Raw genomic sequence first — 13,016 nt, 5'->3', positions numbered from 1 at the left:
GTTTTGGAACCATTCGAAACAACATAGCTCTAAAACGAGCAAGCTTCTGATCACCTTTGAAGCCAGGTTTTGGAACCATTCGAAACAACATAGCTCTAAAACTGCCATGTCCTCATCTACCACATTCCCACCGTTTTGGAACCATTCGAAACAACATAGCTCTAAAACAAGCTTTAAGTACGACACAGTTATTGTGGAGTTTTGGAACCATTCGAAACAACATAGCTCTAAAACCTCGACTATTCCGAGACAATGTAGGGCGTGTTTTGGAACCATTCGAAACAACATAGCTCTAAAACATCGAGGGAAGACTATTTTTCAAAAATACCGTTTTGGAACCATTCGAAACAACATAGCTCTAAAACTTGAAGAAACACGATGATTGACATTGTGAGGTTTTGGAACCATTCGAAACAACATAGCTCTAAAACCCGCCACTTATGAAACTGACTTTATAACTGGTTTTGGAACCATTCGAAACAACATAGCTCTAAAACTCTCAGATACAGCATTCTTAACATCGACCAGTTTTGGAACCATTCGAAACAACATAGCTCTAAAACTGACCTCCAAAATATCTTTATTTTCATAGAGTTTTGGAACCATTCGAAACAACATAGCTCTAAAACATGACCTCATCAGCATTTCTAAATTTCTTGGTTTTGGAACCATTCGAAACAACATAGCTCTAAAACACCATTTTTCAGGATGTGACCACGTTCCAGGTTTTGGAACCATTCGAAACAACATAGCTCTAAAACATTCCTTTGCGATAGCAGCAATAACATTGAGTTTTGGAACCATTCGAAACAACATAGCTCTAAAACACCACATAGTGGACAAGGGGAACAAGATTAGTTTTGGAACCATTCGAAACAACATAGCTCTAAAACCTAAGAGAATATTTCACTTGGAATAAGGCTGTTTTGGAACCATTCGAAACAACATAGCTCTAAAACTCTCCTCATCTGAAGCAATCAACAATTCCTGTTTTGGAACCATTCGAAACAACATAGCTCTAAAACGTTTCATCGTCCGTTTTCGGATAACACTCGTTTTGGAACCATTCGAAACAACATAGCTCTAAAACTCGTCCACGGATAAGCCCGGCAGCGGCAAGGTTTTGGAACCATTCGAAACAACATAGCTCTAAAACAATACCCGCATCCGTCATACCATCAATGATGTTTTGGAACCATTCGAAACAACATAGCTCTAAAACTATCCTTGTCCAGATTAGCACGCACTTTACGTTTTGGAACCATTCGAAACAACATAGCTCTAAAACACAACTGGTGGTATTTCAATATCTGCGAAAGTTTTGGAACCATTCGAAACAACATAGCTCTAAAACCTTACAAATATCTCCCTCTAATTAAATAACGTTTTGGAACCATTCGAAACAACATAGCTCTAAAACAACATCATAACATTTTCGGCAATCTCCTCAGTTTTGGAACCATTCGAAACAACATAGCTCTAAAACGTATGTTCCAACAAATGGAGCGTCCTAAGTGTTTTGGAACCATTCGAAACAACATAGCTCTAAAACTCTAGTATCGCTGGACGCAACTTATCTGGTGTTTTGGAACCATTCGAAACAACATAGCTCTAAAACAAGAAAAATGCTTACAGCTTCACGAACAGCGTTTTGGAACCATTCGAAACAACATAGCTCTAAAACAAAGGTAAGGAGCGTCTGTTCTAAACACATGTTTTGGAACCATTCGAAACAACATAGCTCTAAAACTCATACCAGCGCCTTTAACATCTAGGTAGTGTTTTGGAACCATTCGAAACAACATAGCTCTAAAACTACATATCACATAGGCGGAGCTTGTAACCAGTTTTGGAACCATTCGAAACAACATAGCTCTAAAACTGATATGAGAGAATTTGATATTAAAGTTGAGTTTTGGAACCATTCGAAACAACATAGCTCTAAAACCACCAAGCTCATCGAGCCTTGATTTCAACTGTTTTGGAACCATTCGAAACAACATAGCTCTAAAACGGTAGGCAGAATTCGGATTTGTATTTTTGAGTTTTGGAACCATTCGAAACAACATAGCTCTAAAACGAAGAATGGGAAGATTTCTCGGTCACTCAGGTTTTGGAACCATTCGAAACAACATAGCTCTAAAACAGGAGATAATCCGTGCTAACATTTAGGTAAGTTTTGGAACCATTCGAAACAACATAGCTCTAAAACAATAGTCATCTGACAAGCTTGCCTCATAGTGTTTTGGAACCATTCGAAACAACATAGCTCTAAAACCAGTAGACAACATATTGATTGTGTTTGTGAGTTTTGGAACCATTCGAAACAACATAGCTCTAAAACTAACAATAATCATGGACAAGATAATTTATTGTTTTGGAACCATTCGAAACAACATAGCTCTAAAACACGCCGACCAAACACCTTACCGCTGTTGATGTTTTGGAACCATTCGAAACAACATAGCTCTAAAACGCCCCTCCATAAACACATCGTACATTCCTCGTTTTGGAACCATTCGAAACAACATAGCTCTAAAACAATAGCTTTACATACTTTTCAGCTGCCCTAGTTTTGGAACCATTCGAAACAACATAGCTCTAAAACAATTGCTCCGTCACCAGCTCATCATCATTGGTTTTGGAACCATTCGAAACAACATAGCTCTAAAACCTCGGAGAAAATTTTTCTCACGAAATTTCGTAATCGCGCCATTCGTCCCAGCTAGACTTCAGTTCGTCAGGTTCCAATTGTTACTCTTATTATACCATATTTTCAGGGTTCAAGAAATAGTCTTGATCCAACACATACTGCGGGAAATCATAAACTTTTCGAGGTTCGATAAATAAGACTCTTAGTTGATTGAGTTGGATATACTCTATCAGATTTACTAACTCATCCTTTGATAGATAGGCGGTCGCATTGATGAAGACAAGGAGTTTCTTTTTGGAAAGATATTTAAAAACTTGGATAATTTCTAGCATCTTTTCAAAAGGTGTATCGCTCAGAGTTTCAACTTTGACCCCTAGCGCATCGATTAACTCTAGAATGGTGATTTCATCGTACTCTAGGTCTAGTTCATTTTCTAAGCACTCAAATGCCAGTAATTCTGTAATCGTAGCTACCAGCTTTTCAATCATGGATTTGACTTCTGGTTTGTCATTAAGCTGATTTTCTAGATCAGCATGTATCAGCTTGAGCATAGCAGGTGAGTTGAGATTGTATCCTAAGACATCCGTTATCACTAGTAACTCAGGCTCTTTCAGAGCTTTTAGATTTCTATCAAACAACTTCAACTCCCCTTCATCAGTGTATTGATAGAACTGCTTGACGATAGTTGAAAAGGTAAGCTGGTCTTCCAGGACTAAAAAGGTTGCATTTTCAATAGCTAATGGTTCATCTAATAGCGGGAAATTAATCTTCATCTCTAGGCTCCTCTCCTAGAAAAACTAAACGGGCATCGGAGTTTGCTACGCTGGTATCTCGCTCACCATTTAAGTAAATCATGCGAGAAAACTGCTTTTCTGTAACGGTTAAGAGAGTAATGTTTCCTTTTTTAGGGTTATGAGTTTTGAGTCGCTCAATCATAGCATTATTAGCAGAGTTGTTGAGCAAGAGCTTGCTATAGATGGAGAATTGGTGCATGATAAATCCCTCATCTATGAGGAACTTCCGAAATTTCCGATAGGCCTTACGTTCCTCTACGGTATCAACTGGCATATCAAACATTAAAATCATACGCATATATCGATAACTCATATCCTAAACTCAGGAACTCCTTTCTCAGGTTGATTGAGAGCTTGGATGACTTTCTTAGTATAGTCGCTGACGATATTGGACAGGTACATATCCTTACCATTGTAGTGGAAGGTATCCGAGAAAATAGTGAAAAGTTCTCGCTTGATTTTGACAAAAGAACTATTTCGATTTTCATAGACGATTCTGTCAATAATCGGACGGAAAGGCTCCATAATATCGCTAGCTAGGTTGAATTGATTAAACTGATTAGCATGTTTCAAGCCAAACTGGGTCATACAGCCAGATAGCACAATCTCACGCGCAAACATACTCAAAATTAAGGTGTAACCGTAGTCCAAGGCAGCATTGACATCATTGTCTTGTTCACGGCCAAAATCATTTCCAAACAAGGTATTGAAATAAATCCGAGCTGCGTGCCCTTCACGGTTACTAGGATCAAATAAATCCAAACCATGATAGAGATCGATGACGGATTGAGATTTTTCTAGAAAACCACAACTCCCCAGATAAAAAGCCTGATTGAGAATTTTTTGTGCAATAATGGTGGTCCAAACTTGTGCTTTAGCCTCCTCGTTCCATGTGATTTGCCGAGAGAGTTGTAAACTGGAATCGTGCCGACCGTAGTAGGGCATTAAGTATGCAGTTGGCAAGCGTTTATCATCACAAAAGATGACCAGAATATTTTCATCCACCAAACGTTTAATCAGCATGGTGGAGAGAACGATATCCGTCGTCTCCAAAAGTAGGATGTCCACCTCGGACAGGTGAATCAACTCTGTCCGAGAGGCATCTTTAAAAATCAAGTGATTGTTCTTGTAAGAAAGTTTAGAGTGCGTATTGACTATAACGGTTCTCCATCCCATTAGTCTTCTCCTAGTTTGCTTAAGTCAATCCGAGTCTCGTAGAGACCAGTGATGGATTGGTGGATGAGGGTGGAGTTGAGGATTTCAGATACAGTTGTGTATCGTTTCCGATCAACATCTTTGTCAAAAAATTTAAAGGCAGCAGGAGCACCCAAAGCAGTGAAGGTCAACAAATTGATAAATGAATTTGCTAGGATTTCTATGTCTGCCTGCTCATTGTCTGCATATAAGTTCTTGATTTTCTCCAGATTCGCTTCGGCGAGGACATATTTTTGAGAGAACTCAGATACAAGATTTAATAAATCTTTAAATTCATTTCGGTGTTTTTGAATATATTCCAAATGTTCTGGCTCATCTAGTTTATGGACGTTTTTAGCATGGTAGAGCAAGGTTGTTAAATATGCTGGAAGCACTATTTCATTACCTTTTTGAAGTTCTTTAGCACTTGCTAACATGCGTCTGCGACCATTTTCCAGCTCAAATAAGCTATATTTAGGCAGGCAGAGGATGTTTTCTTTACGTACATTATGATAGCCTTTATTTTCAAGGAAAGTTATTGGATTATCCTCAAAAGCGTCTTTCTCCATGATGGTAATACCAACTAGAGTCTTGACAGTCTTCAGTTTTTTCGCTTTCCCTTTTTCGATATCAGCTATGAGCAGGATCGAATAGGCGATAACGGGGCTATCAAATCCCCCATATTTAGTGGTGTCCCAAAGAATATCCTTTGTTTTTCGAGGGATTAGCTTATCAGAATTTCCTTTAGGAAGGATGGACTCTTTAGAAAAGCCACCTGTTTGCTCTTCCCTCTTCTTCACAATATTCACCTGCGGAAGTGAAAGTACTTTTTTGATTGTAGCGAAATCTTTTTCCTTATTCCAAGCGATTTCTCCAGTATCCTTGGAGTATTCGATATTCTCTCTTTTTACGATAGTTCCGTCTGCGTAATGCACCTCTTCTTTAAAGAAGTTCAACAAGTTTGAGTAGAAGAAATACTTTTCAGTTGTTTTTTCAACTTCTTTAGGATCTTTGGTTCTGGAGATGTATCTCTTAAGATCGTACTTTTGATAGTCACCATAGACGAATTCAGGCTCTAGTTTAGGATATTTCTTAAGGATAGCCTTAGCAACTACTGCATTTAAATAGGCATCATGCGCGTGGTGATAGTCATTGATTTCCCGAACCTTGTATAACCTAAATTCTTTACGGAAGTTGGAAACTAGATTGGATTTCAAAGTGATGATTTTGACGTTGCGATTCTTCTTATCCTTCTCATTCACTTCTGTATTGAAGCGGGCATCCAAAATCTGTGCAACATGTTTTGTGATTTGACGAGTTTCAACCAACTGACGTTTGATAAAGCCAACTTTATCGCGTTCATCTAGCCCGCCTCGTTCAGCCTTGGTTAAATTATTAAATTTACGGTAAGAAATCAATTTGGAATCCAACAATTGTTGCCAAAAAGTTTTCATCTTTTCAACTACTTCAAGACTTGGGACATTATCAGATTTGCCACGATTATCCTTTAAACTCGTCAAGACACGATTATCAAGAGAATCATCCTTGATAAAGGCTTGTGGGATGATGTGGTCAATGTCATAGCTGCTCAGTTGGTTGATATCAAGAGGTTTCCCAGTATACATATCCTTTCCATTTTGGAGATAGTAGAGATAAAGTCGGTCGTTTTGGAGCTCAGTGTTATCTGTTGGATGTTCTTTTAGAATGTTACTTCCGAGTTCAGAAATAGCATTTGAAAGTCTCTTGAAACGTTGTTGTGACTTACTGTTTCCCTTAGCAGTTGTCTGATTTTCTCGTGCCATTTCAATCACAATGGATTCAGGGGTATGGCCCATAACCTTGACAAGTTCATCAACAATCTTGATACTTTGCAAAATTCCCTTTTTAATGGCCGGACTTCCTGGAAGTTCTTGGACAACTTGCTTCACATTGTCTGTCTTACGAACCACTTGTGCTTTTTGGATAATTTCTTTGAAAGAAAGTCCATCATCATTGATTAACTGCATAAAGTTACGATTGCTGTAGCCATCATCAATCAGATAATCAAGAATCGTTTTGGCGGTTTTTTTATCACGGATGCCGTTAATCAACTTGGCAGAGAGTTTTCCCCAACCGGTATAATGTCGGCGAATCAGTGCCTTGATCACTTTTTCATCAAAGATGGAGTCATATTGAGCAAGGCGTTGCTTAATCATCTCACGATCTTCAAAGATCGTTAAAGTGTGGACGATATTTTCAAGGACCTCTTCATTTTTAGGGTCATCCATAAACTCTTTATCCTTGATCATATTGAGCAGATCATGGTAGGTAGATAGACTTGCGTTAAATTGTTTTTCAATTCCTTTTAGTTCGATTCCATCGTAGCCATCAACAGTATGTAGATACTGGATGATGTCTTTTTCGGTTACTCTTCTTTTCTCTTTGAATAATTGATTGACAATTTGTTTTTTCTGTACACTATCAAGGAATTGATAGTCTCTCAATCCTTCTGCAATAAATTTTACTTTTGTTAATTCATTATAGACAGCAAATGTTTCATACAAGAGACTGTGTTTAGGCAAAACTTTTTCTTCTGGCAGATACAAGTCATAGTTAGTCATCTTATTGATGAAGTCTTCCGCAGAGCTTGCTTTATCAACAATTTCTTCGAAATTCCAAGGTCGAATTCCTTGGTCAGAATTTCGAGTCAGCCAAGCAAAATCACGATTGCCACGAGCTAATGGTCCGACGTAGTAAGGGATACGGAAGGTTAAGATTTTTTCAATCTTTTCTTTGTTTTCCTTCAGAAATGGATAATGCTCTCCTTGCCGACGGAGAATGGCATTCATTTCTTGAAGATGAATTTGATGAGGAATAGAACCATTATCGAAGGTGCGTTGTTTTCTCAAGAAATCTTCACGTTCAATTTTCTCAAGGAAATAATCTGCTCCTTCGAATTTAGAGAGAAGATTTTTGATATATTTGTAAAATGCTTCTTGTGTGGCCTTACCATCGATATATCCAGCATACCCATCTTTAAATTGGTCAGAAAAAACTTCGTCATATTTTTCTGGAAGATTGTTTTTGATGAATTGTTTTAAAGCTGCCAAGTCTTCTTGGTGATTTTCATAGCGTTCAATCATAGATGCTGACAACGGTGCCTTAGTGGATAGATCTGTGACAGTTAAGATTCCTGATAGAAGAATGGCATCATAGAGTTTTTTAGCGGCCACGAAAAGGTCTGCAAAGTCATCTCCAATTTGCCCAAGCAGGTTTTCTAAATCCTCATCATAGGTATCTTTAGAGAATTGCAGTGGAGCTTTATCTTCTAAATCAAAATGTTTCTTGAAATCAGCTTGATTTCCTACGATTAGCTTGAGAAATTCTGAAAACAAACCAGTGGACTTTTCATCAGGAAAGAGTTTTAGAACGCGTTCTCTCTTTGCAGATTTACTAATTTTATCAGTAAAAATTGCTTCAACTTGTACACTTTGCTCACTAAGTGAACTTCCTTCAAATGTGTTGTCGTAAATGCTTATCAATTCATTAAAGATTTTTTGGATATCATTGTTTTTAATATCGAAAGATTCTTCATATAAAAAATGTCCGCGGTATTTAATCATATGAGCTAATGCCAGATAGATTAAGCGCAAGTCCGCTTTTTCTTTTGAGTCCGCCAGATGTTTTCTCAAATGATAGATAGTTGGAAATTGCTTATGGTATTCTTTTTCTTCTGCCAAGGTAGCAAAAATAGGATATTTACTTCCTCTCTTATCCTCAGGAATTAAAAAGGAGTCATCCAATCGATGAAAGAAACTACTATCCACCTTGCTCATTTCCTCAGCAAAGATTTCTTGAAGATAGCGAAGACGATTCTTCCTGCGAGTATAGCGACGGCGTGCTGTTCGTTTGAGACGTCTATCCTCGGCAGTAGTCCCCTCATCAAATAACAAAGCTCCAATTAGATTTTTCTTGATAAAGTGTTTATCAGTATTACCCCGAACTTTCATCTTTTTCGATGGAACTTTATAGTCATCTGTAATGACGGCCCATCCGACGCTGTTTGTTCCGATATCAAGTCCGATAGAGTAATTTTTGTTGTCCATATATACAAACCTCCTTTGTATTAAGTTATAATTTTAAAAAATTAAGAAATGAGAGCTTTGATTAAGTCAATACAACCTTTCATAAACTTTATTAACTCAGTTAGAATTGCTAAATGATCTCTAGTAAATTTGAATTTTTTCAAAACTATCTCCTTAAAATACAACTATATTTAAATTATAACATTTCTAATAAAAATTTCAATAAATTAAATGCTATATTTGTAGAAATCTGTTAGAATTAGTAATGAGTTGTATTTTAGTTTTAGAGCTGTGTTGTTTCGAATGGTTCCAAAACGTATGTCGTTGAGGACCTTGAAGGCGCAAGTTTTAGAGCTGTGTTGTTTACAGCTTTAAAATATCCTTTTGTCGGATCTGTAAAATAATTTACATTTTACTTGATAATCTTTGATAAGTATAGTACAATGAAACTGTTGGAACTATTCGAAACAACACAGCAAGTTAAAATAAGGCAGTGGTTTTTAAGCTCAGTCCGTATTCAACTTGAAAAAGTGCGCACCGATTCGGTGCTTTTTATTTACTATAATAACTATATTTTACTCTTATTTCTATAAAAAGGCAACGGAATTCAAAGCGTTTTCAACAAATTCACTAAAAAAACTACGTTCATTTGAACGTAGTTTTAATATTTATGTCCCCTGCCGGAATCGAACCAGCAACTACTCCTTAGGAGGGAGTTGTTATATCCATTGAACTAAGGGGACTAGAGAAAAACTCTGCCAAGTGACAGAGTCATTTCTGATATTAACGACGGATTTCTTTGATACGCGCTGCCTTACCTTGCAATGCACGAAGGTAGTACAATTTAGCACGACGAACTTTACCGTAACGAACGACTTCAATCTTGTCAACACGTGGAGTGTGGATTGGGAAAGTACGTTCAACACCTACACCGTTAGAGATTTTACGAACTGTGTAGTTTTCTGAGATACCAGCACCTTTACGAGCGATAACGACACCTTCAAAGATCTGGATACGTTCGCGAGTTCCTTCGACAACTTTCGCATGAACGCGGACAGTGTCACCAGGACGGAATGCAGGGATATCTGAGCGAAGTTGACCTTCAGTCAAGCTTTGGATTAATGGATTCATTTTTTCTCCTATCTTGCTAATCTTGTAGTTCTAGACGACAGCGGATTAGCCGTTTTTTTAGTGCAACCATTTATGCACGAAGTATATTATATCAAAATTCTAGCAAAAGTAAAGATTTTTAGATAAAAATTCCTAAAAGAATGGCTAAAAATCCTAAAAAATAGGTCAACATCAGATAGAGGCTAAATTTCTTCTTATCTGAGAACAGCTCTGCTAATTCCGCATTAAAGGTTGAAAGAGTTGTTAAACCGCCACAGAAGCCAGTTGCTAAAATGCTATACAACTGTTTATCTTGGATATGATTATAAAAATATCCAATCAAAAAGGCTCCCAGTACATTAGCTATCAAGGTTCCTACTGGCAAAGAAGCTCTGCTATTAACCTTGGAAAAAAAGTAACGAACAAGAGCTCCCAGACCGCAAGCAATGAGCAAAAACCAAATCATGCGGTCACCTTCCTTCCAGCCCATAAAGCAATACAAAGGTTGCCGCCGATACTCAAGGCAAGATATACGATCAATTCTGGATAACGGCCTAAATCCAGCAATTTGAGCGAATCTAATAGAAGACCTGAAAAAGTTGTCAAGCCGCCACAAAATCCCGTCGACAAAGCCAATAACAAACGCTTGGAAACTTGCTTGCGACTGAGATAGCCTTTAACCAAATAGACTAACAAGAAAGTTCCCAAATTGTTGACTAAAAGTGTCGCTAGCGGAAAATGTCCCGTAAATGTGAAAAAGGAAGAGAATTGATAACGGAGTAAACCGCCTAGCATCGCTCCCAAAAAGATTGCCAAAGAATTTTTTACTTCACTCATCTTATTTGCTTCTCCTGAAAAGCACGTGAATGCTTTAGGATATCCGCAAAGGTCGCAAGAATCGTTTCTTGATAGTCCTTATTCTCAATCTTGCTCTCAACTCTAGCAAAGATCCTTTCTTCTCGCTTAGGATCTGCGACGTCCTTCCCAGTCGATTTTTTAACAGCCACAACTTGGCCGACCAGATTCATACGCTGCTCTAGTAAGGCAACGAGTGCGTCATCTACCTGATCAATTTCCTGTCTGATTTCTTCTAACGTCATCTCATTCCTCCTCATATTCTATCTATCATATCAAAAAATAGTAAAATGTTCTAGTTTTATCCTAAATAAAAAAGATCCTAAAGACCTTAAATTAAAAGAAAACTCGCTTAAGCGAGTTTTTATCCGCAGATTAAAAAGGTCCACTGGATCTTTTTAACCAACTGAGCCTTCCATACTCATGTTGATGAGTTGGTTGAGTTCGACGGCGTATTCCATTGGTAGTTCTTTGGTAATGGGTTCCATAAAGCCGTTGATAATCATAGCTGTGGCTTCTTCTTCGCTGATGCCTCGGCTCATCAGATAGTAGAGCTGGTCCTCAGATACTTTGGAAACCTTGGCTTCATGCTCTAACGCGACATTAGAATTATGGATTTCATTAAAAGGAATAGTATCAGAACTGGACTCACCATCCATCAGAATGGTATCGCACTCGATATGAGATTTGGAACCAGCACTATTCTTACCAAAGCGAACCTGACCACGATAGTCGGTCTTGCCGCCATCCTTGGCCACTGATTTAGAAATTAAGGTACTGGAAGTCTTGGACGCATTATGAAAAACCTTACAACCCGCATCCAAGTGCTGGCCATAGTTGGCAAAGGACATAGAGAGGACAGAGGTTCTGGCATTTCGTCCATTAAGAATGCTGCAGGGATATTTCATATTGACCTTGCTGCCTAAGTTTCCATCAATCCACTCTAAGGTGCCGCCTTCCTCAACCATCCCCCGCTCCGTTACGAGGTTATAGACATTGTCCGACCAGTTTTGAATGGTTGTATAGCGGAAAAAGGCATCCTTTTTGACAATGATTTCGACATTTGCCGCATGAAGACTATTGCTTGTGTAAGTCGGTGCTGTACAACCCTCGATATACTGGATAGAGCCGCCCTCCTCGATAATCATCAAGGAGCGCTCAAACTGGCCGGCATTTTCACCATTGATTCGAAAATAGGTCTGAACAGGAACTTGACACTGGACGTTCTTAGGCACATAGATAAAGGTGCCGCCGGACCAAACTGCACTATTAAGCGCAGAGAATTTATGCTCAGCATTTGAAATCACAGTACCAAAATACTGCTTAACCAAGTCTGGATATTCCTGAACAGCCGTATCCGTGTCAGTAAAGATAATCCCCAACTTGGCAAACTCTTCCTTCATATTGTGGTAAACGACTTCCGACTCGTACTGGGCCACAGCTCCAGACAGAAACTGCTTCTCAGCTTCTGGAATTCCCAAGCGATCAAAGGTTTTCTTAATCTCCTCTGGGACTTCATCCCAACTGCGAGCCCGATCTCCGCTTAGTTTCTGGTAGTAGATAATATCATCAAAGCGAATACCTGATAAATCTGGTCCAAAGTCGGGCATGGGTAACTTATGAAAAAGTTCCAAGGAGCGGAGGCGATAATCCAACATCCACTGGGGCTCATTCTTGATTTCTGAGATTTCTCGAACTACTTCTTCGGTCAAACCTTTACCAGTCGAAAAGAGCGGCTTGACATCATCATGGAAGCCAAAGGCATAGTCGCGTTCTTTCATAGGAACTCCTCCTTTATCTAAGGGATAACGCTTACCTATATTATACTCCTAATCATGAGAATTGTCAGAAAATAATACTTTAACAAAAGAAAAACGGCCACAGCCGCTTCCCATATTGTCATTTTAAACTTTACTTACTAACTCTTCCGCAAATGCTTCCAAGCGCTCAATATCATCTTCTTCTGCAGAAAGATCTACTTTGACACATTCTGAACCTTTCACTGCTCCTGTAGCCGCAAAAACAGCATCAAAGTCATCAACAGCCTTGCAGAATTCATCATAAAAAGTATCTCCTGAACCGACCACTCCGTAGACCTTGCCAGACAAGTCCAATCCAGATAAGTCTTCGTAAAAGTCCATCATCTCATCCGGCAGCTCACCGTCACCGTAGGTATAGGTCGCTACAATCGTAATATCCGCTTCCAAGAAATCTTCTGCATCGACAGTGGTACACTCGTCCACTTCAACTTCTACATCTAGTTCTCTTAGCTTATCCGCCACAATATCGGCAATTTCCTCGGTGTTTCCAGTCATACTGGCAAATACAATTTTCGCTAAGGTCATA

The 13,016-nt window shown here is 38.7% G+C and carries 10 protein-coding genes, 1 tRNA gene and 1 CRISPR repeat array (1 of these 12 running past the window's edge); all 11 genes read right to left on the bottom strand.

Annotated elements, in window-relative coordinates; all coding sequences use genetic code 11:
• Nucleotides 1-2,674: direct repeats of the CRISPR family, unit length 36 nt; unit sequence GTTTTGGAACCATTCGAAACAACATAGCTCTAAAAC; it reaches 396 nt to the left of the window's first position.
• An 89-nt stretch (nt 2,675-2,763) separates the two neighbouring features.
• The 11 genes from csn2 to O3651_RS01945 all read right to left on the bottom strand — a co-directional run bounded on the left by csn2 (nt 2,764) and on the right by O3651_RS01945 (nt 13,015).
• A complete protein-coding gene (gene csn2 / locus O3651_RS01995) occupies nt 2,764-3,426 on the bottom strand; it encodes a type II-A CRISPR-associated protein Csn2 (RefSeq protein WP_371609381.1) in 663 nt (220 codons plus the stop codon).
• Nucleotides 3,416-3,760 carry a CRISPR-associated endonuclease Cas2 gene (cas2, locus tag O3651_RS01990; protein WP_371609380.1) on the bottom strand — a complete coding sequence of 115 codons (345 nt, stop codon included), beginning with the start codon at nt 3,758-3,760 and terminating at the stop codon, nt 3,416-3,418. Before cas2 ends, csn2 begins: the two co-directional genes overlap by 11 nt.
• Nucleotides 3,757-4,623, bottom strand: a complete 867-nt coding sequence (gene cas1, locus O3651_RS01985) for a type II CRISPR-associated endonuclease Cas1 (protein WP_371609379.1) — start codon at nt 4,621-4,623, stop codon at nt 3,757-3,759. The genes cas2 and cas1 overlap by 4 nt, the downstream gene beginning before the upstream one ends.
• Nucleotides 4,623-8,726: a type II CRISPR RNA-guided endonuclease Cas9 gene (cas9, locus tag O3651_RS01980; protein ID WP_371609378.1), complete on the bottom strand. Its 4,104-nt coding sequence runs from the start codon at nt 8,724-8,726 to the stop codon at nt 4,623-4,625. The genes cas1 and cas9 overlap by 1 nt, the downstream gene beginning before the upstream one ends.
• A 650-nt stretch (nt 8,727-9,376) precedes the next feature.
• Nucleotides 9,377-9,448 (bottom strand) — tRNA-Arg (locus tag O3651_RS01975).
• Nucleotides 9,449-9,488: 40 nt separating this feature from the next.
• A complete protein-coding gene (rplS, locus tag O3651_RS01970) occupies nt 9,489-9,836 on the bottom strand; it encodes a 50S ribosomal protein L19 (RefSeq protein WP_005590628.1) in 348 nt (115 codons plus the stop codon).
• A gap of 118 nt (nt 9,837-9,954) precedes the next feature.
• Complete coding sequence (gene crcB / locus O3651_RS01965) at nt 9,955-10,281, bottom strand: fluoride efflux transporter CrcB (RefSeq protein ID WP_371609377.1); 327 nt, start codon at nt 10,279-10,281, stop codon at nt 9,955-9,957.
• Nucleotides 10,278-10,652 (bottom strand): fluoride efflux transporter CrcB, encoded by a 375-nt coding sequence (gene crcB / locus O3651_RS01960; RefSeq protein WP_371609376.1) that lies wholly within the window; start codon nt 10,650-10,652, stop codon nt 10,278-10,280. The genes crcB (O3651_RS01965) and crcB (O3651_RS01960) overlap by 4 nt, the downstream gene beginning before the upstream one ends.
• Nucleotides 10,649-10,915 (bottom strand): chorismate mutase, encoded by a 267-nt coding sequence (locus tag O3651_RS01955; RefSeq protein WP_371609375.1) that lies wholly within the window; start codon nt 10,913-10,915, stop codon nt 10,649-10,651. The genes crcB (O3651_RS01960) and O3651_RS01955 overlap by 4 nt, the downstream gene beginning before the upstream one ends.
• 153 nt (nt 10,916-11,068) lie before the next feature.
• Complete coding sequence (sufB, locus tag O3651_RS01950; protein ID WP_371609374.1) at nt 11,069-12,451, bottom strand: Fe-S cluster assembly protein SufB; 1,383 nt, start codon at nt 12,449-12,451, stop codon at nt 11,069-11,071.
• Between the two features lie 123 nt (nt 12,452-12,574).
• Nucleotides 12,575-13,015, bottom strand: coding sequence for a flavodoxin (locus tag O3651_RS01945; RefSeq protein ID WP_037586414.1), 441 nt, complete (start codon nt 13,013-13,015; stop codon nt 12,575-12,577).
• Between the last annotated feature and the right edge of the window lies 1 nt (nt 13,016).

The sequence above is a fragment of the Streptococcus sp. 27098_8_73 genome (genome assembly GCF_041432495.1).
In the GTDB taxonomy this organism is placed as follows: Bacteria; Bacillota; Bacilli; order Lactobacillales; family Streptococcaceae; genus Streptococcus.
The sequence above is the reverse complement of the archived record's forward strand: the minus strand, read 5'-3'. Positions and strand labels throughout refer to the sequence as shown.

Coding starts and splice junctions, on each gene's coding strand:
- csn2 (WP_371609381.1), bottom strand. CDS start 3,426: ATGAAGATTAATTTCCCGCTATTAGATGAACCATTAGCTATTGAAAAT.
- cas2 (WP_371609380.1), bottom strand. CDS start 3,760: ATGAGTTATCGATATATGCGTATGATTTTAATGTTTGATATGCCAGTT.
- cas1 (WP_371609379.1), bottom strand. CDS start 4,623: ATGGGATGGAGAACCGTTATAGTCAATACGCACTCTAAACTTTCTTAC.
- cas9 (WP_371609378.1), bottom strand. CDS start 8,726: ATGGACAACAAAAATTACTCTATCGGACTTGATATCGGAACAAACAGC.
- rplS (WP_005590628.1), bottom strand. CDS start 9,836: ATGAATCCATTAATCCAAAGCTTGACTGAAGGTCAACTTCGCTCAGAT.
- crcB (WP_371609377.1), bottom strand. CDS start 10,281: ATGATTTGGTTTTTGCTCATTGCTTGCGGTCTGGGAGCTCTTGTTCGT.
- crcB (WP_371609376.1), bottom strand. CDS start 10,652: ATGAGTGAAGTAAAAAATTCTTTGGCAATCTTTTTGGGAGCGATGCTA.
- O3651_RS01955 (WP_371609375.1), bottom strand. CDS start 10,915: ATGACGTTAGAAGAAATCAGACAGGAAATTGATCAGGTAGATGACGCA.
- sufB (WP_371609374.1), bottom strand. CDS start 12,451: ATGAAAGAACGCGACTATGCCTTTGGCTTCCATGATGATGTCAAGCCG.
- O3651_RS01945 (WP_037586414.1), bottom strand. CDS start 13,015: ATGACCTTAGCGAAAATTGTATTTGCCAGTATGACTGGAAACACCGAG.